The sequence below is a fragment of the Streptomyces sp. NPDC001492 genome, from assembly GCF_053597275.1.
On record NZ_JBSFHW010000008.1, the window covers coordinates 89,618 to 113,986 of the forward strand.

Annotated in this window: 23 protein-coding genes and 3 pseudogenes; 18 read left to right on the top strand and 8 right to left on the bottom strand. The window is 69.1% G+C overall.

Going from position 1 to position 24,369, the window contains the following annotated elements; genetic code table 11:
* Positions 1-107 precede the first annotated feature (107 nt).
* The 4 genes from ACWC1K_RS12975 to ACWC1K_RS12990 form a co-directional block, all read right to left on the bottom strand.
* Positions 108-809 carry a FadR/GntR family transcriptional regulator gene (locus ACWC1K_RS12975; protein ID WP_450830895.1) on the bottom strand — a complete coding sequence of 234 codons (702 nt, stop codon included), beginning with the start codon at positions 807-809 and terminating at the stop codon, positions 108-110.
* Between the two features lie 85 nt (positions 810-894).
* Positions 895-1,938 (bottom strand): ABC transporter permease, encoded by a 1,044-nt coding sequence (locus tag ACWC1K_RS12980; protein WP_450830897.1) that lies wholly within the window; start codon positions 1,936-1,938, stop codon positions 895-897.
* Between the two features lie 2 nt (positions 1,939-1,940).
* Complete coding sequence (locus ACWC1K_RS12985) at positions 1,941-3,542, bottom strand: sugar ABC transporter ATP-binding protein (RefSeq protein WP_450830899.1); 1,602 nt, start codon at positions 3,540-3,542, stop codon at positions 1,941-1,943.
* A 108-nt stretch (positions 3,543-3,650) separates the two neighbouring features.
* Positions 3,651-4,697, bottom strand: a complete 1,047-nt coding sequence (locus ACWC1K_RS12990) for a sugar ABC transporter substrate-binding protein (RefSeq protein ID WP_450830901.1) — start codon at positions 4,695-4,697, stop codon at positions 3,651-3,653.
* A gap of 827 nt (positions 4,698-5,524) precedes the next feature.
* Between ACWC1K_RS12990 and ACWC1K_RS12995 the strand changes: the two genes are divergently transcribed.
* The 11 genes and pseudogenes from ACWC1K_RS12995 to ACWC1K_RS13045 form a co-directional block, all read left to right on the top strand.
* Entirely contained in the window at positions 5,525-6,376 is an 852-nt protein-coding gene (locus ACWC1K_RS12995) for a fumarylacetoacetate hydrolase family protein (protein WP_450830902.1), read from the top strand.
* 14 nt (positions 6,377-6,390) lie between these two features.
* Entirely contained in the window at positions 6,391-7,728 is a 1,338-nt protein-coding gene (locus ACWC1K_RS13000) for an L-fuconate dehydratase (protein WP_450830904.1), read from the top strand.
* Entirely contained in the window at positions 7,725-8,483 is a 759-nt protein-coding gene (locus ACWC1K_RS13005; RefSeq protein ID WP_450830905.1) for an SDR family NAD(P)-dependent oxidoreductase, read from the top strand. The genes ACWC1K_RS13000 and ACWC1K_RS13005 overlap by 4 nt, the downstream gene beginning before the upstream one ends.
* A complete protein-coding gene (locus tag ACWC1K_RS13010) occupies positions 8,480-9,490 on the top strand; it encodes an aldo/keto reductase (protein ID WP_450830907.1) in 1,011 nt (336 codons plus the stop codon). The genes ACWC1K_RS13005 and ACWC1K_RS13010 overlap by 4 nt, the downstream gene beginning before the upstream one ends.
* Positions 9,487-9,798: an L-rhamnose mutarotase gene (locus ACWC1K_RS13015; RefSeq protein WP_450830909.1), complete on the top strand. Its 312-nt coding sequence runs from the start codon at positions 9,487-9,489 to the stop codon at positions 9,796-9,798. The genes ACWC1K_RS13010 and ACWC1K_RS13015 overlap by 4 nt, the downstream gene beginning before the upstream one ends.
* A gap of 52 nt (positions 9,799-9,850) precedes the next feature.
* On the top strand, positions 9,851-10,591 hold the full coding sequence (locus tag ACWC1K_RS13020; RefSeq protein WP_450830910.1) for a (Fe-S)-binding protein: 741 nt from the start codon (positions 9,851-9,853) through the stop codon (positions 10,589-10,591).
* Positions 10,588-12,081, top strand: a complete 1,494-nt coding sequence (locus tag ACWC1K_RS13025; RefSeq protein ID WP_450830912.1) for a LutB/LldF family L-lactate oxidation iron-sulfur protein — start codon at positions 10,588-10,590, stop codon at positions 12,079-12,081. The genes ACWC1K_RS13020 and ACWC1K_RS13025 overlap by 4 nt, the downstream gene beginning before the upstream one ends.
* Positions 12,078-12,719, top strand: coding sequence for a LutC/YkgG family protein (locus ACWC1K_RS13030; RefSeq protein WP_450830914.1), 642 nt, complete (start codon positions 12,078-12,080; stop codon positions 12,717-12,719). Before ACWC1K_RS13025 ends, ACWC1K_RS13030 begins: the two co-directional genes overlap by 4 nt.
* A gap of 488 nt (positions 12,720-13,207) precedes the next feature.
* On the top strand, positions 13,208-16,225 hold the full coding sequence (locus tag ACWC1K_RS13035) for a hypothetical protein (RefSeq protein WP_450830915.1): 3,018 nt from the start codon (positions 13,208-13,210) through the stop codon (positions 16,223-16,225).
* Positions 16,226-16,485: 260 nt separating this feature from the next.
* Entirely contained in the window at positions 16,486-16,803 is a 318-nt protein-coding gene (locus ACWC1K_RS13040; RefSeq protein ID WP_450831119.1) for an ImmA/IrrE family metallo-endopeptidase, read from the top strand.
* A 504-nt stretch (positions 16,804-17,307) separates the two neighbouring features.
* Positions 17,308-17,427 (top strand): annotated as a pseudogene (locus ACWC1K_RS13045) (IS5 family transposase); the annotation flags it as partial.
* Between the two features lie 454 nt (positions 17,428-17,881).
* Here the strand turns inward: ACWC1K_RS13045 and ACWC1K_RS13050 are convergent.
* Together ACWC1K_RS13050 and ACWC1K_RS13055 are read right to left on the bottom strand one after the other, a co-directional pair.
* Positions 17,882-18,160 (bottom strand): annotated as a pseudogene (locus ACWC1K_RS13050) (MarR family winged helix-turn-helix transcriptional regulator); the annotation flags it as partial.
* Positions 18,161-18,295: 135 nt separating this feature from the next.
* Positions 18,296-19,093 (bottom strand): siderophore-interacting protein, encoded by a 798-nt coding sequence (locus tag ACWC1K_RS13055; protein WP_450830917.1) that lies wholly within the window; start codon positions 19,091-19,093, stop codon positions 18,296-18,298.
* A gap of 204 nt (positions 19,094-19,297) precedes the next feature.
* Here ACWC1K_RS13055 and ACWC1K_RS13060 point away from each other — a divergent pair, with 204 nt between their 5' ends.
* A complete protein-coding gene (locus tag ACWC1K_RS13060; RefSeq protein ID WP_450830919.1) occupies positions 19,298-20,062 on the top strand; it encodes an AraC family transcriptional regulator in 765 nt (254 codons plus the stop codon).
* A gap of 180 nt (positions 20,063-20,242) precedes the next feature.
* On the opposite strand, the gene ACWC1K_RS13065 is transcribed toward ACWC1K_RS13060, so the two are convergent.
* Positions 20,243-20,473 (bottom strand): hypothetical protein, encoded by a 231-nt coding sequence (locus tag ACWC1K_RS13065; RefSeq protein ID WP_450830920.1) that lies wholly within the window; start codon positions 20,471-20,473, stop codon positions 20,243-20,245.
* A 223-nt stretch (positions 20,474-20,696) separates the two neighbouring features.
* Here ACWC1K_RS13065 and ACWC1K_RS13070 point away from each other — a divergent pair, with 223 nt between their 5' ends.
* From ACWC1K_RS13070 to ACWC1K_RS13095, 6 genes and pseudogenes are all read left to right on the top strand, one after another.
* Positions 20,697-21,296 carry a flavodoxin family protein gene (locus ACWC1K_RS13070; RefSeq protein WP_450830922.1) on the top strand — a complete coding sequence of 200 codons (600 nt, stop codon included), beginning with the start codon at positions 20,697-20,699 and terminating at the stop codon, positions 21,294-21,296.
* A gap of 44 nt (positions 21,297-21,340) precedes the next feature.
* Positions 21,341-21,598 (top strand): nuclear transport factor 2 family protein, encoded by a 258-nt coding sequence (locus ACWC1K_RS13075; protein WP_450830923.1) that lies wholly within the window; start codon positions 21,341-21,343, stop codon positions 21,596-21,598.
* A 6-nt stretch (positions 21,599-21,604) separates the two neighbouring features.
* Positions 21,605-21,730 carry a hypothetical protein gene (locus ACWC1K_RS13080; RefSeq protein WP_450830925.1) on the top strand — a complete coding sequence of 42 codons (126 nt, stop codon included), beginning with the start codon at positions 21,605-21,607 and terminating at the stop codon, positions 21,728-21,730.
* Between the two features lie 29 nt (positions 21,731-21,759).
* Positions 21,760-22,461, top strand: a pseudogene (locus ACWC1K_RS13085) (type 1 glutamine amidotransferase domain-containing protein).
* Positions 22,462-22,525: 64 nt separating this feature from the next.
* Positions 22,526-22,867: a MoaF-related domain-containing protein gene (locus ACWC1K_RS13090; RefSeq protein WP_450830927.1), complete on the top strand. Its 342-nt coding sequence runs from the start codon at positions 22,526-22,528 to the stop codon at positions 22,865-22,867.
* A 66-nt stretch (positions 22,868-22,933) separates the two neighbouring features.
* Positions 22,934-23,803, top strand: coding sequence for a helix-turn-helix transcriptional regulator (locus ACWC1K_RS13095; protein WP_450830929.1), 870 nt, complete (start codon positions 22,934-22,936; stop codon positions 23,801-23,803).
* On the opposite strand, the gene ACWC1K_RS13100 is transcribed toward ACWC1K_RS13095, so the two are convergent.
* Positions 23,756-24,367 carry an IS5 family transposase gene (locus ACWC1K_RS13100; RefSeq protein WP_450830931.1) on the bottom strand — a complete coding sequence of 204 codons (612 nt, stop codon included), beginning with the start codon at positions 24,365-24,367 and terminating at the stop codon, positions 23,756-23,758. The genes ACWC1K_RS13095 and ACWC1K_RS13100 overlap by 48 nt on opposite strands.
* Positions 24,368-24,369 lie beyond the last annotated feature (2 nt).

A 24,369-nucleotide genomic window follows, 5' to 3' on the forward strand; every position in this document is an offset into this window, starting at 1 on the left:
GCACAGTCACCCCAGGACGCACGCGTCCGCCTGGGTGCCGGCACGGTGCAGGACCGCAGTGGCGCGCTCCGGAAGCACGGTGGTGTCCGGGCCGCGTGACCATGCCATCAGGAATCGACTTCTCGCAAGGAGGTGTCGGTCAGACTGGCGGCGAGCCATTGCTCGACGGCCGTGATGTGGACGGTCGCGGCAGAGGCGGCCAGCAGGGCGTCGCGTGACTGGAGGGCGTCGAGTATCTGCTCATGGTCCTGGTGGGCGTTGTCCAGGGCGTGACGGGTCTTGCTGCCGCGGACGATACGGACCCGTTGGGTGCGGGTGGAGAGCACTTGCAGCAGCATCGACAGCACGGGGTTGCCGACGGCTTCGACGATCCTGAGGTGGAATGCTGTGTCGTGGGCGACGAACTCCTCCACGGTGGTGACGGTCCGGGACCGGTTGAGGATGTTGCGCAGTTCCTGGAGGTCCTTCGGTTTCAGGAGCGCGGCGGCCAGCCCGGTCGCCTGCGGTTCGAGCAGCCGGCGTACCTGGAGCAGCTGCAGAGCCGTGTGGCCCTGGGAGACGTCCGCGGCGAAGGAGAGGCTCTCCAGCAGCAGGTGGGGCTCCAGGCTGGAGACGTACGTGCCGTCGCCCTGACGGGTGATCAGTATCCGCATGGCGGTCAGCGCCCGCACGGCCTCGCGCAGGGAATTGCGGGACAGGCCGAGTTGTTCGGCGAGGATCTCCTCCCTGGGCAGCCGGGATCCGGGGGCGAGTTCGCCGTCGACGATCATCGCCTTGATCTTGTCGATCGCATCGTCCGTCAGTGCCACGGGCGTGCCTCTCCGTGCCGGGGATGAGTGGGACGGGCTCTGCCGGGGTTGGTTCGAGGCCGGCAGAGCCGCTTGCCGTGCGTGGCTATTCCTGCTTCTCGCCGGAGGCGAAGCGGGAGATGATCAGGGCGACGATGATGATGGCGCCGTTGAGGAACTGGTTCCACAGCGGGGGTACGCCCGCCAGAGTCATCACGTTGACGACCAGTTGGAGGGTGAGGACGCCGGTGAGGGCGCCGAAGACGGAGCCCTTGCCGCCGTTGAGGCTGACTCCGCCGATGACGGTCGCGGCGAAGACCTGGAAGATCCAGCCGCTGCCCTGGGTGGCGGAGATGGAGCCGTAGTGGCCGCTGTAGAGGATGCCGGCGAACGCGGCGAGGACGCTGCCGAGGACGAGGACGATCCACACGATGCGGTCGACGCGGATGCCCGCGGTGCGGGCGGCCTCCGCGTTGCCGCCGATCGCGTACAGCGCGCGGCCGTGCCGGAGCCAGGCCAGTGCACTGCCGCCGAGGGCGAAGAGCAGCGCGCACACCCAGATGGCGGCGGGTACGCCCATCCAGGAGGTCCTGCCCAAGTAGGTGAAGGAGGAGGGTAGTTCGACGATCGACTGCCCCTGGGAGAGGGCGACCTGGAGGCCGCGGAGCATGGTCAGGGCGCCGAGGGTGACGATGAAGCCGTTGAGTCGCAGGGTGAGGATGAGGAAGCCGTTGACGGCACCGATCAGTGCGCCGATCAGCAGACAGAGGGGGATCGCTGCCCACTCCGGAAAGAGACCCAGCCCGTTGAACCGGCCGCCGCTGGTCGGCAGGACGAGCCACACGGCGATGACGGGGGCCACGCCGATGGTGGATTCGAGTGACAGGTCCATCCGCCCGGCGACCAGGATGAAGGTCGTGGCGAGCACGAGCAGGCTCAGTTCGGTGGACTGCTGGGCCACACCGATGAGGTTGTCGGCGGTCAGGAAGGCCGGCGAGACGATGAACCCGATCAGGCCGAGCACGAGGATCGCCGGAACCAGGGACAGTTCACGGAAGCGCCCGAGGTCGACCCGGCGGGGCGTGGTGGGCGCGGCGACAGGCGCGGCCTTGCCCACTTCGGGGTCGGTGAGATCTGTGGTGGCGGACATGACTACCTTCCGTGCTCGTCTGCGCGGGTTGAGGCGGTTACGGCGGATGCGGGGGACGCGGTGGCGGGGGCCGAGTCGCCGCTGACGCCTTCGATGGCGGCGACGACGGCTTCGTCCTTCCAGCCGCGGTCGAACTCGGCGACCACGCGTCCGTGGAACATGACGACGACCCGATCACAGACCCTCAGGTCGTCCAGCTCGTCGGAGACGATCAGTGCGGCCTTGCCGCCGTCCGCGACCTGCCGGATACGGCCGAGGAGGAATTCCTTGGACTTGACGTCCACCCCGTTGGTGGGCCGGATGGCCACCAGGACGTGCGGGTCGGTGGCCAGCGCACGGGCGACGACGACCTTCTGCTGGTTGCCGCCCGAGAGGGCGGAGACCGGGGTCGCGGCTCCCGGGGTCTTGATGTCGAGGTCGCGGATCATGCGCCCGGCGAACGCCTTGGTGCGGGCCGGCAGGACCGTGCCGAACGGACCGAGCTGGTCGGTGACGGTGAGCGTCGCGTTCTCCGCCACGCTGCGGTTGTTCACCAGTCCCTGAAGGTGGCGGTCCTCGGGGACCAGTCCGACTCCGGCGGTGAGCGCGGACGGCACGCTGCCGGTGCGTACGCTCCTGCCGCCGACCGCAATGCGGCCGTCCTCGGCGCGGTGCAGGCCGGCGATCGCCTCACCCACCTGCACATTGCCGCTGGCGGTGGCGCCGGCGAGTCCGACGACCTCGCCGGAGCGGACCGAGAGGGAGATGTCCTCGCAGACGCCGGGCAGTGTCAGGCCGTCGATCGTCAGCAGTTCCTCGGCGTCGGGCCGCGCGGCCCGGGCCCCGCCCGCCGTGGCGATGGCCGTGTGGGCGGGCTCGCCGGTCATGGCCTCCACCAGTGCCTGGTGCCCGAGTTCGGCGACGGGCGCGGTGAGGATGTGGCTCGCGTCGCGGTAGACCGTGACCGTGGTGCAGAGGTCGTACACCTCTTGCAGGTGGTGCGAGATGAAGAGGAAGGCGACGCCCTGGTCCTGGAGGTCATGGAGTTTTCCGAAGAGCCGGTCGATGCCGCGGGCGTCGAGTTTGGCGGTCGGCTCGTCGAGGATGATGAAGCGTGCGCCGAAGGACAGCGCCCGGGCGATCTCCACGAACTGCCGCTGCTCGACGGTGAGGTCCCTGGCCCGGGCGGCGGGGTCGACGGCCACGCCGTACTCGCCGAGCAACTCCTCCGCACGCAGCCGCAGTTGCTTCCAGCGGATGGGCTGCATCGCCCTGCCGCTCTGCCGGTTCAGGAAGAGGTTCTCGGCGACGGTCAGTTCCCCGATGATGGTGGAGCGCTGGTAGACACAGGCGACACGGGAGCGCCAGGCGTCGATGTCACCGAAGGCGGGTGCGGGCTCACCGGAGAAGCGCAGGGTTCCGGTGTCGGGTTGCTGGAGGCCGGTGAGGATGGACACCAGCGTGGACTTGCCGGCGCCGTTGCGTCCGACCAGGGCGTGCGACTCGCCCGGGGCGACGGTGATGCGGGCTTCGCGCAGGGCGACGGTCGCGCCGAAGCGTTTGCTGATGCCGGTCGCCTCGGCCACCGGGGCCGGGGTGCCGGGGCCGGTCGCGGTGTCCGCCATGGTGGATACCGTCCTTTGCGTACGGAGGCTGGGGCCAGGGGCGCGGGCGTGGGGAGACGGAGGATGTGGTCCTCGCCCCCCGATGCGGAGGGCGGGACCTGACCGTCATCAGCCCACGTTGTTGCCCCACAGGGCCTTGTCGTCGACGTTGTCCTTGGTGACCAGCGGGGCCGGGAGCTGGTCCTCGAGGCCGTTGGGCAGCTTGATGATGGTGGAGCCGTGGTCGGTCGCCCCCGGCTTGAAGGTCTTGCCCTCGGCCGCGGCATTGGCGTAGTACAGCGCGTACTTGGCGTAGAGGTCGGCGGGCTGGGAGACGGTGGCGTCGATCTGGCCCTTGCGAATGGCGTCGAACTCCTGCGGGATGCCGTCGTTGGAGACGATGCTGATGTGGCCCTTCTGCCCAGCGGGCTTGAGCAGGTTCTTCTGCTCCAGCAGGGCAAGGGTCGGCTGGAGGAAGACACCGCCGGCCTGCATGTATATGCCGTTCAGGTCCTTGTTCTGGGCGAGGAGCGACTGCAGCTTCGCGGAGGCGACGTCGCCCTTCCAGTCGGTGGGCAGCTCGAAGACCTTGATCTTCGGGAACTTGGTCTTCATGCACTCCGCGAAGGCCTCGGAGCGGTCGCGACCGTTGATGGAGTCCAGGGCGCCCTGCAGCTCGGCGACCTTGCCCTTGCCGCCCAGCTGCTTGCCGAGGAACTCGCAGGCCTTGGTGCCGTAGGCCCGGTTGTCGGCACGGACCACCATGTAGACATCGCCCTTGTCGGGTCTGGTGTCGACGCTGACCACCGGGATCTTCTTCGACGCGAGGGTGTCGAGGGTGGAGGCGATCGCACCGGTGTCCTGCGGGGCCATGACGACCGCCTTGGCGCCGGTGTTCTGGAACACCTGGACGTTGGCGACCAGCTTGGTGACGTCGTTCTGCGAGTTGCTCAGCGGCAGGGCGTTGATGCCGTCGGTCTTGACGTCCTTCTTCACGTACTCGGCGTAGGAGTTCCAGAAGTCGGAGTCGGAGCGCGGCAGGTCGATGCCGATGGCGGGCTTGTCGCCGCCGGAGGCGACCGAGGTGGTGCTCGCGCGGTTGCAGGCGGTGGCGAGGGCCAGCACCGCGAGGACGCTGACGGCTGCGGCGGTGGAGCGGGGGTGAGCGAGCTTCATGGCCGTGATCTCTCCTTAGCCAGGGGCACAGGGCCGCAGGGCGACGGTGGGAGGGGGTGTACCTGCCTGGGGGGAGGGGCGAGGTCGTCGGACGGGCAGGTGCCGATCCGGCGCGGAAGACGCGCAGATCGTCCCTGAGAAGGGCGGGTGTGAGGGTCGACCGGAGACCGAGGTGCGGAGGCGAAACGACCGGCCGGATTGCGAGCCGAACGGCGTCCTGGATGGCGAGCCATTCCTCCGATGTATCTCGGACGACGAGGACGTTACGACGGCGTTGCGGTCGTTGACAAGAGGTCGCTGCCAGAGATTTACCGCGCATCCCGCGCAGGCATCGAGGTGTCGTTCCGGCCTCGTTACGCTGCGTTGGTTCTCGTCTGGCCTGCGTCTTCACTGAATCCGCCGGTGAGGGTGACGCACGGCGACAGTTCACGATTCGGTCACGGCGAGGCGCACCCATGCGCCGCGAAGCGGTACAGCGGTCCGTCCATGGGTCGACTCGACCCGCTCTCACCAGGGGGGACGACCTTGTGGCTCACCTCTGGATTCATCGGATGGCAGACCGCGTGTCCCCTGCTTGGTCGTATGTAATCGCGGAGGATGTGCCTCCTTGGGAGGCTTGACCGGCAACATCGACCAAATACATCCGAGGAATCCATTGCCAGGCGCGATCTCTGCGGCCTAAGGTCACCGTGCCGCCATTCATCCGATGACTGGCGAGGTGCAGGGGGTGAGGCTCCTCCGAGAGCTCCCGCCCGGCGCACCGCAGGCGGCCCGGCCCGACGGCCGCCGGCCTCTGAGACGAACCCGCATGGCAAGGGAGCTCCCCAGTGAAACTGCTACGAGTCGGCGCCCCCGGTGAGGAGCGCCCGGCGGTCCACACCGAGGACGGCCGACTGCTGGACCTGTCCTCCTTGACCCCGGACATCGACGGCGCCTTCCTCGCCTCCGGTGGAGTCGACCGGGCCCGCGCGGCCGTCACGGCGGGAGAACTGCCCGAACTCGACGCGGACGGTCTGCGCGTCGGCGCACCTGTGGCCCGCCCCGGCAAGATCGTCTGCATCGGCCTGAACTACCGCGACCACGCCGCCGAGACCGGCGCGCCGATCCCGCCGCGTCCCGTGGTGTTCATGAAAGACCCGGGAACGGTCGTCGGCCCGTACGACGAGGTGCTGATCCCCCGGGGGTCGGTGAAGACCGACTGGGAGGTCGAACTCGCCGTCGTCATCGGACAGCGGGCCCGCTACCTCGACGGACCGCAGGCCGCGCGGGACGTGATCGCGGGATACGCGATCAGCCATGACGTCTCGGAGCGCGAGTTCCAGCTGGAGTACTCACCGCAGTGGGACCTGGGCAAGTCCTGCGAGACCTTCAACCCGCTCGGCCCGTGGCTGGTCACGGCGGACGAGGTCGGCGACCCGCAGAACCTCGGCCTGCACCTGAGCGTCAACGGCGTGAAGCGGCAGGACGGCCACACCAGCGACATGATCTTCCAGGTCGACCACATCGTGTCCTACCTGAGCCAGTACATGGTCCTGGAACCGGGTGACGTGATCAACACCGGTACGCCCGCGGGCGTGGCACTGGGTCTTCCCGGCACTCCCTTCCTGCGCTCCGGCGACACCGTCGAGCTCTCCGTCGACGGTCTCGGCAGCCAGCGCCAGACCTTCGCCCAAGCGTGAAAGGCAGCACCATCTTGACTGCAACACCCGCCCGGATCATCGCGGTCGACACGTACGACGTCCGCTTCCCCACCTCGCGGGAGCTGGACGGTTCCGACGCGATGAACCCGGATCCCGACTACTCCGCCGCCTATGTGGTGCTGCGCACGGACGCCGGCGACGGGTACGAGGGCCACGGTTTCACCTTCACCATCGGACGCGGCAACGACGTCCAGGTCGCCGCGATCGGCGCACTGCGGCCCCATCTCATGGGCCGCTCCGTCCAGGAGTTGTGCGCCGACCCCGGCTCCCTGAGCCGCGACCTGATCGGTGACAGTCAGCTGCGCTGGCTGGGACCCGAGAAGGGCGTGATGCACATGGCGATCGGCGCCGTCGTCAACGCCGTGTGGGACCTCGCGGCCAAGCGCGCCGGAGAGCCCCTGTGGCGGCTGCTCGCCCACGCCGACCCCGAGTGGCTGGTCTCCCAGGTCGACTTCCGCTACATCGCCGACGCCCTCACTCCAGGGGACGCCCTCCAACTGCTGCGCGACGGTCGCACCGGGCTCGCGGAGCGCGAGGACGTCCTGCTGGAGCGCGGCTACCCCGGCTACACCACCTCCCCGGGCTGGCTCGGCTACTCCGACGACAAGCTCACCCGGCTGGCCAAGCAGGCCGTCGCCGACGGCTTCACCCAGATCAAGCTCAAGGTCGGTGCCGACCTGAACGACGACATCCGACGGATGCGCACCGCCCGTGCCGCCGTCGGCGACGACATCCGCATCGCCATCGACGCCAACCAGCGGTGGAACGTGGGCGAAGCGATCGAGTGGACCCAGGCGCTCGCCGAGTTCGACCCGTACTGGATCGAGGAGCCCACCAGCCCCGACGACGTCCTCGGCCACGCGACCGTACGGCAGGCGGTGGCCCCCGTGAAGGTCGCCACCGGCGAGCACGTCCAGAACCGCATCGTCTTCAAGCAGCTGCTCCAGGCCGGCGCCATCGACGTCCTGCAGATCGACGCTGCCCGCGTCGGCGGGGTCAACGAGAACCTCGCGATCCTGCTGCTCGCCGCGAAGTTCGGGGTGCCCGTCTGCCCGCACGCCGGAGGCGTCGGTCTGTGCGAGCTGGTGCAGCACCTGTCGATGTTCGACTACCTGGCGCTGTCCGGCACCACCGAGAACCGGGTCATCGAGTACGTCGACCACCTCCACCAGCACTTCACCGCGCCCGTGGTGATCCGCGACGGTCACTACACCGCACCGCTCGCCCCCGGCTTCTCCGCCACCATGCGGGAGCAGTCCATCGCCGAGTACCGCTTCCCGGACGGCACGTTCTGGGTGGCCGACCGCGCCGCACAGGGAGAGACGGCATGACCGATCTTTCGGGCCTCAGGGCCGTCGTCACCGGGGGCGCGTCCGGCATCGGCCTCGCCACGGCCCGCGCACTGGCCGGTCGGGGCGCGGCGGTGGCCGTGCTCGACCTCGACCCGGCCGCGGTCAGCGAACCGCTGCTGGGCCTGCGGGCCGACGTCACGGACGACGCCTCGGTGCGCGCCGCCGTGGAACAGGCAGCCGAACGGCTCGGCGGCCTGGACATCCTCGTGAACAACGCCGGCATGGGCGCCATCGGAACCGTCGAGGACAACCCGGACGAGGTCTGGCACCGGGTCCTCGACGTCAACGTCCTCGGCATCGTGCGCACCACCCGCGCCGCCCTGCCCCATCTACGGCGTTCATCCCATGCGGCGGTCGTCAACACCTGTTCGATCGGCGCCACCGCGGGCTTGCCGCAGCGCGCCCTGTACTGCGCCAGCAAGGGCGCGGTTCTCTCCCTGACGCTCGCCATGGCCGCCGACCACGTCCGTGAGGGCATCCGGGTCAACTGCGTCAACCCCGGCACCGCCGACACACCCTGGGTCTCCCGGCTCCTCGACGCCGCGGACGACCCCGAGGCCGAGCGCGCCGCCCTCAACGCCCGCCAGCCCATGGGACGACTGGTCACCCCGGACGAGGTGGCCGCGGCCATTGTCTATCTGGCGAGTCCGGCCGCCGCGTCGGTCACCGGCACCTCGCTCGCGGTGGACGGCGGTATGCAGGGGCTGCGGCTGCGCCCGGCGGAACGGTCATGAGAACCACCACGCTGGGCGGCAGCGCGGTACCGGTCACGGAGCTGGCGCTGGGCTGTGCCGCCCTCGGCAACCTCTTCCACCCGGTCACCGACGAGGCCGCCCAGGCCACGGTGGACGCGGCCTGGGACGTCGGCATCCGCACGTTCGACACCGCACCCCACTACGGTCTCGGTCTGTCGGAACGGCGGCTCGGCGCCGCGCTGCGCGAACGCCCCCGGGACGCCTACACCCTCTCCACCAAGGTGGGCCGGCTGCTCGTGCCGGACCCGCAGGGCGGTGCCGGCGACGATATCGCCCATGGCTTCGCCGTCCCGGCCACCCACCGCCGCGTCTGGGACTTCAGCGCCGACGGGGTGCTGCGCTCCCTGGAAGCGAGTCTGGAACGCCTCGGTGTCGACCGCGTCGACGTGGCCCTGTTGCACGACCCGGACGACCACGCCGAGCAGGCCCTGCGCGAGGCCTACCCGGCACTGGAGCGGCTGCGCGACGAAGGCGTGATCGGCGCGATCGGCGTCGGGATGAACCAGTCCGCGCTGCCCGCCCGGTTCGTGCGCGAGACCGACACCGACGTGGTGCTGCTCGCCGGCCGTTACACCCTCCTCGAACAGGACGGGCTGGCCGAACTGCTCCCGGAGGCAGCCGCCCGCGGCCGTAGTGTCGTCATCGGCGGGGTGTTCAATTCCGGGCTGCTCACCGCGCCCCGGCCCGGCGCCACCTACGACTACGCACCTGCTCCGCAGCCGGTGCTCGACCGGGCGCTGCGGCTGCTGGCGGTCTCCGAACGCCACGGTGTGCCGCTGCGGGCCGCCGCGCTGCTCTTCCCCTTCGGCCACCCCACGGTCGCGAGCGTCCTGACCGGGGCCCGCTCCCCCGAAGAGGTGCGCGACACCGTCGAGCAGTTGCGCCACCCAGTCCCGGACGCGCTGTGGGACGAGTTGCGCGCCGAGGGACTGCTTGCGCCCGGCACACCCGTCCCCGTCACCACACCGTCGAAGGAGCCGTCATGAGGGTCGCCCTGCACACCAAGGTCCGTGCCGATCGCGTCGAGGAGTACGAGGCGGCGCACCGGGAGGTACCCGAGGAGCTGACCGCCGCCATCCGCGCGGCTGGGGTGAGCGAGTGGACGATCTGGCGAAGCGGCACCGACCTCTTCCACCTGTTGGACGTTGCGGACTACCCGGCGATGATCGCGGAACTGGACAAGCTGCCCGTCAACATCGCCTGGCAGGCCCGGATGGCCGACCTGCTCGACGTCGTCCACGACTACTCCGCGCAGGGCGCGGACGCCTCACTGCCGGTGGTGTGGCAGCTGTGACCGGTGCCGATCACGGCCGGCTGCGCACCCCCAGTCCGCCCCGGGAAACCCCATGCGCATAGCCCTCTTCATCACCTGTTTCAACGACACCATGTTCCCCCGCACCGGCAAGGCCGTGACCGCGCTGCTGGAACGCCTCGGCCACACCGTCGAGTTCCCGCAGGCCCAGACCTGCTGCGGCCAGATGCACTTCAACACCGGCTACCGCCCCGAGACGCTCCCCATGGTGCGCCGCTTCGCCGAGGTCTTCGCCGGTTACGACGCCGTGGTCGTCCCCTCCGGCTCCTGCGCGGGCATGGTCCGCGATCACCACCGCGTGGTGGCCGCCCAGTACGGGGACGCCGCCCTCACCGAGGCTGTCGAGCGCGTGGTCCCGACGGTGTACGAGCTGTCGGAACTGCTGGTCGACGTCCTCGGTCTCACCGATGTAGGCGCCTACTTCCCGCACCGGGTCACCTACCACCCGACCTGCCACTCGCTGCGCATGCTCCGGGTGGGCGACCGGCCGCTGAAGCTGCTGCGTGCCGTGAAGGGCATCGACCTCGTCGAACTGCCCGCCGCGGAGTCCTGCTGCGGATTCGGCGGCACCTTCGCGCTGAAGAACGCGGACGTGTCCAACGCCATGCTGGCCGACAAGATGCGCCATGTCCTGGACACCGGCGCCGAGTTCCTGTGCGCGGGCGACAACTCCTGCCTCACCCACATCGGCGGCGGCCTGTCCCGGCTGCGTACCGGCGTCGGCACGATGCACCTGGCCGAGATCCTGGCCTCCACTGAAGGGAACGTACGGTGAGCGGCGCCGACAACGTCGTATGGCTGGGCACGCCGGCCTTCCCCGACGCGGCGCGCACCGCACTCGCCGACACCCGGCTGCGGGCGAACCTGCGCCGGGCGACCGGCACCATCCGGGACAAGCGGCTGGCGGCCACCGCCGAACTGGAGGACTGGGAGGAACTGCGGGAGAAGGCCGCCGCGGTCAAACGCCACACCCTGCGCCACCTCGACCACCATCTCCTGCGCCTGGAGAAGGCGGTCACGGCCGCGGGCGGAGTGGTCCACTGGGCGGCGGACGCCACCGAGGCCAACCGCATCGTGACCGCCCTCGTGAAGCAGACCGGTCAGGACGAGGTCGTCAAGGTCAAGTCGATGGCGACCCAGGAGATCGGTCTCAACGAGGCGCTGGCGGACGCGTGCATCCGCGCCTACGAGACGGATCTCGCGGAACTCATCGTGCAGTTGGGCGGCGACCGCCCGTCGCACATCCTCGTGCCGGCCATCCACCGGGGCCGCTCTGAGATCCGGGAGATCTTCCGCCGGGAGATGGGGGAGTGGGGCAGTCCGGCCCCCGAAGAGCTCACCGACGACCCCCGTGACCTCGCCGAGGCGGCCCGGCTGCACCTGCGGGAGAAGTTCCTGCGGGCCAAGGTCGCCGTCTCCGGAGCCAACTTCGCCGCTGCCGACACCGGAACGGTCGTGGTCGTGGAGTCGGAGGGCAACGGGCGGATGTGCCTGACCCTGCCGCAGACGCTGATCACCGTCATGGGGATCGAGAAGGTGCTTCCGTCCTTCTCCGACCTGGACGTCTTCCTCCAGCTGCTGCCGCGGTCGTCCACAGGGGAGCGGATGAACCCGTACACCTCGCTGTGGACGGGTGTCACCGAGGGCGACGGCCCGCAGAACTTCCATCTGATCCTCCTCGACAACGGCCGCACCGGGACCCTCGCCGACGAGGTCGGACGCCAGGCGCTCTCCTGTATCCGCTGCTCCGCCTGCCTGAACGTCTGCCCCGTCTACGAGCGCACCGGCGGCCACGCCTACGGCTCGGTGTACCCCGGCCCGATCGGCGCCGTGCTCACCCCGCAGCTCGTCGGCGTCGAGAACGCGGCCTCGCTGCCCTTCGCCTCGACTCTGTGCGGTGCCTGCTACGACGCGTGCCCGGTGAAAATCGACATCCCCGAGGTGCTGGTCCACCTGAGGGCCGAGGCGGTGGAGGCCAAACGCCGCGATCGGCTGCTCCCCACCACCGAGGCGCTCGCCATGAAAGCCGCGGGCGCCGTGCTGTCCTCGCCGAGGCGGCTGGCGGCAGCCCAGCGGCTCGCCGCCCTGGGAGGCCGGCTGGTGGGCCGGGGCGGCCGGATCGGCGCCCTGCCGGGCCCGTTCTCCCGCTGGTCCGCCACCCGTGACACACCCGCCCCGCCGCAGGAGTCACTGCGCGCCTGGTGGCGCCGTACGAGAACCCGCAGGAGAGAAGACAGCCGTACGACGGCGGGAGGGGAGGGATGACGATGAACGGCCGCGAGACCGTCCTGAGCGCGGTTCGGGGAGCGCTGTCCGGTGTTCCCGGCACCGAGCGTCCCGATGATCTGCCACCTCCGCATGGTCGCCGCGCCGACCCTGCGGGAGAGGACGTCGTGGGGCTGTTCGCCGAGCGTGCGGCCGAGTACCGCGCCACGGTGGTCCGGGTGCCGGCCTCCGATGCCGCGGCGGCCGTGGGCCGCGCGCTCGCCCGTACCGGAGCACGCTCCCTGGTGGTGCCGTCCGGGCTTGACGACGACCTGGTCCCGGACGGGCCCTGGTCGCTGCTGGCGGACGTCCCGCCGCTGACCGTCGGACAGCTCGACGCTGCCGACGCCGTCCTCACCACGGTCGCCGCGGCCATCGCCGTCACCGGCACCGTGGCCCTCGACCACGGTCCTGGCCAGGGGCGGCGGGCCCTGACGCTGCTCCCGGACCAGCACATCTGCCTGGTCCGGGCCGATCAGATCGCACCCGACGTGCCCGAGGCGCTGCAGCGCCTCGACCCGTCGCGGCCGCTGACGCTGGTCTCGGGCCCCTCGGCGACCAGCGACATCGAGCTGGAGCGGGTTGAGGGCGTGCACGGGCCCAGGACCCTCGACATCATCGTGCTGGAGGGCGCGTAGCCGTCGTAGACAGGACAGCACGGAACGCGGCGCGGTCGGAATGGCCGCGCTGCGTTCCGTGCCGTTTTCTGCGCACAGAGGGCAGCGATAGATCCCATCTATTCGTTGCGCCGTTTCGCTTGGCGGGTCGCAAGTTGGGGCTCTTCCTCGTTCTTTTCATGAATTTTTCGCTAGTACTAGACAGAGCACAGAGATGTGCCTCTTAATACATCCGATGTCCGAGTGAGTAGCTCTGGCCTTGAGCGGACGCGAGCCGCGTACCCGCCGCCTGGTCTGTGCTGTGGACAAACAGTCGTTGCCGACACTCCTTGTGTCCTTCACGTGTCATGGAGCCGCATGATGTCTGCGCTCGCCTCAGCAGGCGCTCCCCGATGAAGGCCACCGCCCCCCTCCACTGGACGACGTCCGGCGGGCTGACCGTCACGGTCCTCACGACGACGAGGTCCGCAGCCGCCGGGCGTTCCGGCCCTTCCCGAAGGAGCACCCCTATGTTCCGTTCCAGAGCCACCGGCCTCTACGGTGTGCTGGGGACGGTCGGCGCGATCATCTGCGCCGCTCTGTCCTCGGCCGGCCCGGCGTACGCCGCCACGCCGACCGTGCTGTACGCCTCACCCTCCGGGTCCGGCAGCACCTGCTCGCAGAGCGCCCCGTGCAGCCTGGACGGCGCCAAGAGCAAGGTGGCGGGCCTCACCCCTGCCATGGCCGCCGACATCGACGTCGTTCTGCGCGGCGGCACCTACCGCCTGTCCCAGGCGTTCGCCCTGGGTGCGTCCGACTCCGGACGCAACGGCCACAAGGTGGTCTACGCCGCCTACCCGGGCGAGAAGCCCGTCCTCAGCGGGGCGACCAAGGTCAGCGGGTTCTCCCTGTTCGACAGCGGCAAGAACATCTACCGCGCCGCCGTGCCGGCCGGCACGCAGAGCAGGCAGCTCTTCGTCGACGGAGTGCGGGCCCAGCGTGCACGCGGTCCGCTGAACCCCTCGGGGTTCACCCTCTCCGGGTCCAGCTTCACCACCAGCGACGCCTCCTACACGTCGTTCACCAACGCCTCGTCGGTGGAGGTCGTGGACAACGCCCAGTGGAAGCAGATGCGCTGCCCGCTGGCGAGCATCACCGCGCCCAGCGGCGGCGGGTCCAGCCTCAACGTCGACCCGGCCTGCTTCAAGAACAACAACACCTCGGTGCCCAACCGGGGCTTCCCCTTCAACGGTGCCGGGCTGCCGAAGCTCAACGCGATCAGCTACGTGGAGAACGCGTACCAACTGCTCGACGCCCCGGGCGAGTTCTACCTCGACAGCTCGGCGGGCTTCCTGTACTACAAGCCGCGCAGCGGTGAGGACCTCAGCACCGCCGACGTGGAACTGCCCACCACCGAAACGCTGCTGAACGTGAAGGGCACGCCCGGACACCTCGCCCCGGTCAACGACACGGACCCGGCCATCACCTACACCGGCTCCTGGAGCTCCTCCAGCGGGCGCAACTTCGGTGACCTCTACAACGACGTGCACGCCACCACGACCAACGGCGACTCGGTGAGCTACACCTTCACCGGCACCGGGATCGACGTGCTCTCGGAGACCAACAGCGACGAGGGCGGCATCGACGTCTACATCGACGGCGCCAAGGTCCAGAGCGTTTCCGCCTCCGGCTCATCGCGGCTCGCCCAGCAGGTCGTCGCCTCCGTCAGCGGCCTGGCCAAGGGCCAGCACACCATCAAGCTGGTCAAGACCGGCGGGACGTCCATGCTCCTGGACGGCTTCACCGTGGTGCCGGACGCGATCACGCCCGCGCACGACATCACCTTCCAGGGCCTGACCTTCGCCTACACCACCTGGACGCTGCCCTCCACGGCCGGCTACATCGACAACCAGGCCGGCGTGCTGTGGGACCCCGACAACAACAACGCCCCCATCCGCATCCCCGCCGCCGTGCAGGTCCACCGCGGCTCGCACATCACCTTCGACGACGTGGAGGTCACGCACACCGGCGGCACTGGCATCGACCTCGCCGACGGCACCCAGGACTCCACGATCACCGGCAGCTACATCCACGACACCTCCGGCGGCGGCGTCTCGGTGGGTGAGGTGGACGACTACTACCTCACCGACACCGGCCGCATGACCACGGGCGACACCGTCTCCCAGAACTGGATCTCGCAGGTCGGCCAGGACTACTCGGACGCGGTCGGCATCTGGGCCGGCTACACCCGCGACCTGACCATCTCGCACAACGACATCGGCGACACCCCCTACTCCGGCATGTCGGTCGGCTGGGGCTGGGGCTACGCCTCACCGTGCTCCATGCAGTCCGCCCAGGGCCTGACCACCTGCCAGCACGGCACCATCTACGCGGGGGCCAACCAGATCCTGAACAACCACGTGCACGACGTGATGAACATCCTCCACGACGGCGGCCCCATCTACACCAACGGCGGCCAGGGCAACGGCGACGGCTCCACTACCTCCGTACTCGCGAACAACGTCGTCGAGGCCACCAACAACACCAACAACAGGCTGTACCAGGACGAGGGCAGCTCCTACTGGGACACCCACGACAACGTCACCCGCATCGGCCGCGGCAACTGGATCGGCATGTGGACGCCGACCATCCACGACATCAACATCCACGACAACTATTCCGACACGTCCTCGTACAACAACCACGGCACCAACATCACCTTCAACCAGGCCACCATCGTCTCCGGCGGCGCCTGGCCCACCGCTTCCCAGGACATCATCGCCGCCGCCGGCCCCAGCACCCCCAATCCCGTTACCGAGGGGCTGACCGGGAGAATCAACGACGACGACTCCGCGATCGCCTACACCGGAAGCTGGACCGTGAGCAGCGACCGCGGCTACGGCGACTACGTCGACGATGTCCACTCCACGAAGGGCAACGGCGATACCGCCTCGCTGACGTTCACCGGCACCGGGGTCTCGATCCTCGGAGAGAAGTCCAGCGATCAGGGACAAGTCGAGGTCTTCCTCGACGGCACCTCCCAAGGGCTGTTCGACACCTCCTCGGCCACACGCCAGGCTCAGGCCGTCATCTACAGCACCGGCGGGCTGCCTCTTGGAAGCCACACGATCAAGTTCGTGAAGCGCAGCGGCACCTGGGCCACTCTGGACGGCTTCGAGGTGACCAGCACGTACAACGACACCACAACGAAGATCACATACAACGGCGGTTCCTGGAAGTACTTCGGCAACCGTGGTCTGGGCGACTACCAGGACGACGTCCACGCCGCCACGGCGAACGGCGACTCGGTCACCGTCACCTTCACCGGCACCGGGATCAGCCTCGTCACCGAGACCAATTCCGACGAGGGCACCATCGCGGTCTCCCTCGACGGAGCCTCCCAGAGCAGCGTCAACGCATCCTCCGCGAGCCGCCAGGCCCAGCAGACCGTGTACTCCGTCAGCGGCCTGCCCCTCGGACGGCACACCCTCACCCTCACCAAGACGGGAGGCAGCTGGCTGGTCGTCGACCGGTTCGACGTGCGCTGACGCACCACCGCGTACGACACCTCAGCCGCCCCGCCGGGCCCACCGGCAGGGGCGGCTGAGGTGCGCGCGGGCGGCTCGTCCGGAGGCTCCGGATCGGTGCCCCTGGACAGCGGGTCGGTATCCCATATGCCGGCGTCATCTGCTCCTGGCGGCCGGGCCGCAAAGCGGCACCACGTTCGACATCATCGGGGAGTTGGGGCTTCGCCCCGCTTCGCCGCTGCCGCCTGTGAGGCTCGCTGCATGCGGGGCCGCGGCGGCAGATCTGGGTGAACGATTCCCACGAGCCGGGGCGTCAGAACAGCTCGGCCAGCCATGACATCGCCCACGCGCTGTTGATGCATCCGCCGGGCCCTGCGCTCGACTTGCGTGGTTGCCGGCACTGGGACGGAGAGATGGAAGAGGAAGCGGACTGGCTTGCCGGCAACCTCCTGATTACCAATGAGGCGGCGTGGTCCATTGCCAGAGGCGGACTCAGTCCGGAGGGAGCCATGCTCCGCTTCGGAGTGAGCAGGAAGATGCTGACCTGGCGTATGAACAAGAGTGGCGCGAGTGCGCGCCGGGGTCGATCGGCCAGTTGAAGGGCCTTTGAACCAGCGTGAGTGAGGACAGCCAGCTGATGCAGGACGTCGGAGACGCCCACCGGATCCGTGCCGCAGAGGGGCAGCGTCAAGACCTGGTCCGGTTCCTCAACAAGGAACTGTTGCTCGCCCAGTGGCCCGTACTGAGACGGATGGTGAGCCGACATCTTTGCCAGGTTTGGGAGGAGGCGTTCCCCGCGCTCACGCAGGCGGCTGTGATCGCTGAGCGAGGTCAACCGACTTGAGATGGTGCTCCTGCGGTGCCTCAGGTCGCCGTGGCCGGCGGTCAGCTGGTGCAGGGCGTTTGGGTGGTGTCCTCGTTGCCGGAACACGGATGGAGCCCTTTCGGGTCCAGCTTCCACGACAGGGTTGCGTCCATGGAGATGGTGTACGGGTTCGACCTGATCCGGGGGTTTGCTCCGGCGTTGGGATGAGGCCCGCATAGATGAACGGCCACCGGCTGATCTTCGAGGTGTCGAAACCCGAAGGATCCTCGCCCTGGCGCTGACCGTCGTCAAGCGCCCCGACGACGTACGCGGGTTCGCCGTGCTACCACGCCGCTGGGTGGTCGAACGCAGTTTTGCCCATCTGATCGGAGCCCGGCGCCTGGCCCGGGACTACGAGAACCGTACCGACAGCTCCGAGGCCATGGTCTGGTGGGCGGCCGTCCATCACCGCCTGCCCGCCAAGGAACTCCCACACCCCGACGCCACGTCAGCCGGCCCACCCCGGCCGCGGCCTGAACAGCCCCGGCCGCTCCTCGCACAACCACCCCCGCTCCACCAGCCGCTTCGCGCGGAACCGAGCAGCCTGCTCACGGGCATCACTGGCCCGCCAACCGAGATGCTCACGCATCCGCCGGGCCCGCACACCTTCCCCGCCCCCCGCCGCACCCTCCTCGACCAGCGCCACGATCACCGCGCAGTCACCCGTCAGACCGAACGATCCAAGCCTGGCTGCCGGCAAGGCACTTCGACCCTCGGCGCCATCGCACTCACAGCCCCCACCATCTCGACCTCCGCCCCGACCGGCGACGCGGCCAGGACCTCGACGATCTCCTCGCGGGCGACAGCCACGCGCCGCGCGGCCTCAGGCTCAGGAGCACCAGTCGGCCGTCGGTGGGATGGTCTGCTCGCCGCACCAGCCCTCGGCTTTCCAACGTCCGGGCCACTCCCGTGAGCGTGCCCTTGGAAATCCCGGCCTCTTCGGCCACGTGCCGCGTCTCCGACTCGCCCCAGATCCAGATGACCCAGAGCACCACGAAGGCGGTCCAGGTCAGGTCGACACCGCGCAGCACGGAGTTCTCCAGGTGCTGCCGCACCGCCGAGGCGACGCGATAGATGTTGGCGACCACTGCTGGAGGTGCCTCGTGAACAGAACCGACCGCGCAGGGCACCTCGCTGGGCGACGATGGGTGGCAGAGCGAGATCTGCCTCAGGAGCGGGTGAGAAGGGCGGTCCACGCGGGCGGCCTCGACCGAACGCACCGGCCGTCATCCCGGAGTCGCCCTGCCGTGCCGCCAGTAACCGACGAACGTGATGTCGGACTTGTCGACGCCGCGCTCATGGACGAGGTGCCGCCGCAGTGTCGTGGGCAGGTGATTCTCACCTGCCACGAAGGTGGCGAAGCGCCCTTCTGGCAGGGCGGCCTTCATCACGGTGTCGAGCGCGTAGCGCCCCGGAAGTCCGGGGCGGCCGTCGCGCGGAAGCCAGTGCACGCTGACGTTCTGTGGCGTGTTCAACTTCTGGATGTCCGCGCTGCTGGGTACCTCGAGGAACACTTCGCTGGGCAACGCGCCCTCGTCGGAGTCCAGGATGGACAGGATGGCCGGTACCGCGGTCTCGTCCCCTACGAGCAGTTGCCATTCCACGCCATGGGGCGGGCTGTAGCTGGCTCCCTCGTCGAGGATGCCGACCGGTTCGCCGGGGCGGGCACCCCGCGCCCAGGTGGAGGCCGGACTGTCCCCTTCGTGGAGCACGAACTCGATGTCCAGTTCGTTGCGGTCGGGCCAGAAGTGCCGGACCGTGTAGAAACGGACGTAGGGGCGTGCCGCCTTGCCCGTCATCATGTACTGCGCCATCCATGTGGCGTCGGACCGGGAGGGCAGCCAGAGCCGGTCCTGGCCGGGCCGCCGGAACAGGAGCCTGAATTGCTGGTCGACTCCGATCGGCCGGAAGTCCTTGAGGTCCTCTCCGCCCACGGTCACCAGCAGGAAGTTTCCGGGCCTCCACTCCTTGCGCACGACTTCGGCCGACAGCACCCGACGGCTGACGGGCTTGATCCGGTTCATGGTGACGTCCTCTTCCTGTGCGTCGACGCCGCAACGCGAGGTGGGTACGCTCCACGCCCGGGCATCAAGTAAGGCATGCCTAACCGTAGAATGGCGCTTGTGCGCATGGTGGCCATGCGATACCCCGGAACGGCCGGACCGTGAGCGGAGCACTGGGCGAACGGGACTGGTGGGCTGGGACGGGACGGATCGGCGGATGGAGGGGTGAGCGTCTTGGCTCAGGTGACAGCTCTGGGCGAGGGAACCGCCTCGCCGATCCTGAGCATCGATCACCAGCATGCGCATCCGCCCTTCCAGGTGGCACCCCATACCCATGCGGAGCCGATGCTGCTGTGGGCGTCGACCACTTCCGTCACCCTGCGCACGGTCTCGCGCGACTGGCTGGTGCCTCCGGGGCACGGCCTGTGGCTTCCCGGCCGTGTCGAGCACACGGGGACGACACGGCACGCCGGTGAACTGTGCGTCATCCGGTTCATGGCCACGCGCTGCCCCATCGACTGGACACAGCCCACCGGCGTCGCCGTCGGGCCGCTGCTTCGTGAGCTCATCCGATACCTGCGGGCCGAGCCGGACGCGGCAAGCCGCCGTCATGCCGAAGCTCTCCTCTTCGAGGTCCTCCGGCCGCTGCCGACCCAATCGATCCAGGTGCCCATGCCCGCCGAACCGCGCTTGCGTACGATCACCGAGCGACTCATTGACTCGCCCGGAGATCAGCGAGAACTGGCGATGTGGGCGGCGGAGGTGCACAGCGGGGTGCGTACTCTGTCACGGCTCTTCCTCGCCGAGACAGGGCTGACCTTCTCGCAGTGGAGGACTCGGGTCCGTGTCCGCGCCGCAGTAGGCCATCTGGCGACCGGCGCGTCCGTCAAGGCCACCGCGCGGGCCGTGGGATACCGAAAGCCCAGCGCCTTCATCGCCGCCTTTCAGCGCGTGACCGGGCAGACGCCCGGTACCTACGGGGGCGAGTAGGAGCCATGCAGCGAGTGCGGTTTGAAGTCACATGATGTGACGCTCGGGTTGAGCGGGTGGTCAGCTGCGCTGGGCTTGGTCCGCTTTGGCGGACATCATCCTTCTGGAGCGGCGGCCACTGATCTTCGATGTCCGCCAAAAGGGATCAAGCCCAGGTGTGTGCCCAAGGCGCCTGCGTGCTCACCTGCCGGGTGGGATGAGGTCGAGTGCATGGTCGGGGCGTGACTTGTAGTAGTCGGTGGCGTGGGCGGGATTGGTCCAGCCGGTGAGGCGGGCCAGGGCGATCGCGATGTTACGGAAAGTGGCCATTGCGCGGGGAGTGTTCCCGGTGCGGATCTTGGAGGCGTCCTCGGCGAGGGGGGTGGTGTCCCGGACGTGGTGATGGGCTTCGACGTGCCAGTGCTCGCGCACCGCTCAGGCGAGCTGAGAGTCGGTCGCGGAGAACGCGTCGCGGCTGGTGACGGCATAGACGTGTCGGTACGCGGCGGCCACAAATTCGTAAGACCAACAGGTCGCCCGGCATAAAAGCAGGGACAGCGCAGCCAGGGACTAATCCTTCCTACCTTCGCATTCGAATTTCGTGCCACGCTTCCGGAGCCCGATTCACGCAATGCTTTTCGAGGAGAAAAATCCTATGTCCTCTCTCTCCCGTCCCGCTGTCGCCGTCGCTTTCCATTCCGGCTACGGCCACACCGCCGTGATGGCCGAGGCCGTGGCGCGTGGCGCCGCGCAGGCCGGTGCCGAGGTGATCTCCATTCCTGTGGACACGATCACGGATGAGCAGTGGGTGCAGCTGGACGCCGCCGACGCGATCATCTTCGGTGCCCCCACCTACATGGGCACCGCCTCCGCCGTCTTCCACACCTTCGCCGAGGCCAGCAGCAAGCGCTGGTACACCCAGACCTGGGCCGACAAGATCGCCGCCGGGTTCACCAACTCCGGTGCGAAGAACGGCGACAAGTCCTCGACCCTGGGCTATTTCTTCACCCTGGCCGCCCAGCACGGCATGCACTGGGTCAGCCTCGGCGTGCAGCCGGGCTGGTCCTCCACCGAAGGCAGCGAGGACGACATCAACCGTCTGGGCTACTTCGTCGGTGCGGGCGCCCAGACCCCGGTCGATGCCGGTCCGGAAGCGGTCCACAAGGCGGACATCGTCACCGCCGAGGGCCTCGGTGCCCGCGTCGCGCAGCAGACCGCGTTCTTCCGCGCCGGCCGCGCCGCCCTCGCCGCCTGAACCCAGAACGACACCCGCAGCCCGTCCCGAAAAGGAGCATCGTCATGTCCGATTCCCCGAACCTCGCTCTCGTGCATCGGCTCTACGACTCCGGTATGGCTCCGGACGTGGTCGCCGAGGTCATCGACCCCGACATCGTCTGGGACATCACCCCCGGTTTCCCCTACGGCGGCGTCTACACGACCTGGGCCAGCGCCGGCGGTCACTTCTTCGGCCGGCTCGCGCCCCGCTTCACGTCCTTCGGTGCGGTGGCCGAGGACTTCTACGACGCGGGCGAGCATGTCTTCGTACGCGGTCACTAGCACGCCGTGTCCAAGTCCGGTGCGGAGTCGGACGCGCGCTTCAACCACCTGTGGACGGTCGGCAACGGCAAGCTCACCCACCTGGTCCAGGCCGCCGACAGCCACGTCGTCCAGCAGGCTGCGAACAACTGACCGTCCGGACTCACCCCAGGGAGCACTCGCTGGCGAGGATCCTCTTCCTCATCGCCGCGCCGACCACTGGACCCTGGCCGACGGGTTCGAGCAGCCGTCCGGTTTCTGGGCCGAGGAGGCAATCGGTTCGTACGGCGTCCTCAAGGAGGCCGGTTACGAGACCGCCGCGGCCACCCCGGGCGGCATCCCGCCGACCGCCGATGCGCTCAGCCTGGCGCCGGACTTCAACGGCGGACCTGAGGGTGCCGAGCAGATGAGGACCGCTCTGCGCGAGGCCACCGAACTGGCGAACCCGATGCGCAATCGAGGACGTGAACATCGATGACTACGACGCGGTGTTCGTCCCCGGCGGCTGGGGCCCGATGGAGGACCTGTCCGAGAACCCCGCGGCCGGGAGGCTACTCAGCGGCTGGCTGGCTTCCGGCAAGATCGTGTCGTTGGTGTGCCATGGCCTGGCCGCGCTGCTGTCCACCGTGGACCCCGACGGCAAGTCCCCGTTCCACGGCTGCCGCCTGACCGGACTGTCCAACTCCGAGGAGATCCAGAACGGCCTCGCCGACCGGGCGAAGTGGCTTCTGCAGGACCGTCTCATCTCGGACGTGGGTGCGGACTGCCACAAGGGCGAGGAGAAGTTCGCTTCCCCTCTTGAGGTGGAGCGCATCCTCGTCACCGGCCAGAACCCCGCTTCGGCTGTCCCGCTCGCCCGGGAAGTCGTCAAGGTCCTCGGCTGACGCCGCGCACCGCCGCCCACGGAAAGAAGTAGTGCTGACAAACAGCAACGCGCCCCTTCCCAGCGTGGGGCAGACCTGGCTGGCGGACCTCGGCCCAGACACGCCGCTCGGCCACTTCACGGTGGACATCACCTTCGCCCCGGCGACCCAGGTCAGTTTCGAGGTGACGGGCGGTGCCATCAAGGGCCGCAGGCGGACGATGGATTACACCACCACCCAGCTCCGCGACGGCCTGTACGTCGTGCGCTGGACCGAGCCGGCGACCACGTCACCCACATCGAGGACTACACCGAGGGGACCTGCATGGCCAGCTCCGTCATCGGTGGCGAGTTTGTCCAGCTCCACGGGAAGTGGATCCGCCTCCCGTGAACCCCTGGTGACGGCCGCAGTTCGCACTTCATCTTGAAGGTGAGGCTTCCAGGGACAAATCCCTCCCCCTGACAACACCGCTCTCCGATGTCAGGGTGATGGCATGAACCGCGATCCTCACCGCCACGATCTGGGGGAATTCCTCAAGGCGCGCCGCGCCGAGCTCGATCCGGCCGCCGTCGGCCTGCCCGACGGCGGTCCGCGGCGCGTCGCGGGTCTGCGCCGTGAGGAGATCGCCGTACTGGCGGCCATCAGCACCGACTACTACGCCCGCCTCGAGCAGGGCCGTATCCAGCCCTCGCCGTCCGTGCTGGAGTCCCTGGCCCGCGTCCTGCACCTGGACGACGACCAGCGGGTCTACCTGTACGAGCTCGCGGCCAGGGAGGAGTTCCGCCCGCCCCGCAGGAAGCCTCGTCCCAGGGCGCAGCCGCAGCTGCAGCGCATGATCGACGACATGGCGCACACCCCCGCCTTCGTGATCGGACCGCGCACCGAGATCGTCGCCTGGAACGCCATGGGCGCCGCCCTGATCACCGACTTCGCCAAGATCCCCGAGAAGCAGCGCTACCACATCAGGCTGCTCATCACCGACCCCGCGATGCGTCAGCTGTACGCGGACTGGGAGGGTGTCACCCGGCAGGCCGTCGCCCTGATGCGGATGCACAACACCAGCAACCCCGGGGACCCGCACCTCGCTGCCATCGTGAGGGAACTCTCCGCCCGGGACGAGCAGTTCCGCCAGTGGTGGGGCGCGCACAACGTCGCCGTCTGCGACACCGGCACCAAACACCTGCGCCATCCTGTCGTCGGGGACCTGCACCTGGACTGGAACGCCGTCACCTGGGCCGCCGACCCCGACCTCCAGATCATCGTCTGGACCGCCGAGTCCGGCACCCCGACCCACGACAGCCTGCGCATGCTGGCCTCATGGGCGGCCGACCCGAGCCGCACGACCAGCGACAGCTCCACCTGACCGTCCCCAATGCTCGACGAGGCTGCCGGTGTAGCCGCCGTCGGCCCAGACCAGTTCCAGCCGGTGGTGCATGTCGGCGACCCGCCCGAGAAGCACGCGGGCGGCGGTGCGGTCACCGGTGTCCGCGGCGGTGACCATCACGCCCAGCAGTAGGCCGAGTGTGTCGACCACGACGTGCCGCTTGCGGCCGTTGATGAGTTTGCCGCCTTCGAACCCGCGGCTGTCGGCACCGACGACGGCGTCCGCCTTGACCGACTGCGAGTCGATCACACCGGCCGTCGGTGCCGCGTCGCGGCCCAGCCTCTCGCGGACCTCTTCACGCAGCCGGTCGTGGAACTCCCTGACCAGGCCATGGTCATGTCGGCGGCGGAAGAACGCATGGACCCGGTCCCACGGCGGGAAGTCCCCTGGCATCGCCCGCCACTTGATCCCGTTGTCCACGAGATACCGGATCGCGTCCAGCATCGTGCGGTGGCAGTACGCCTCCGGCTGCCCGCCCCGGCCGCGCAGCCAGGCCGGCACCGGCAGCAGCCGCCGGACCTGGGCCCACTCCGCGTCCGTCATGT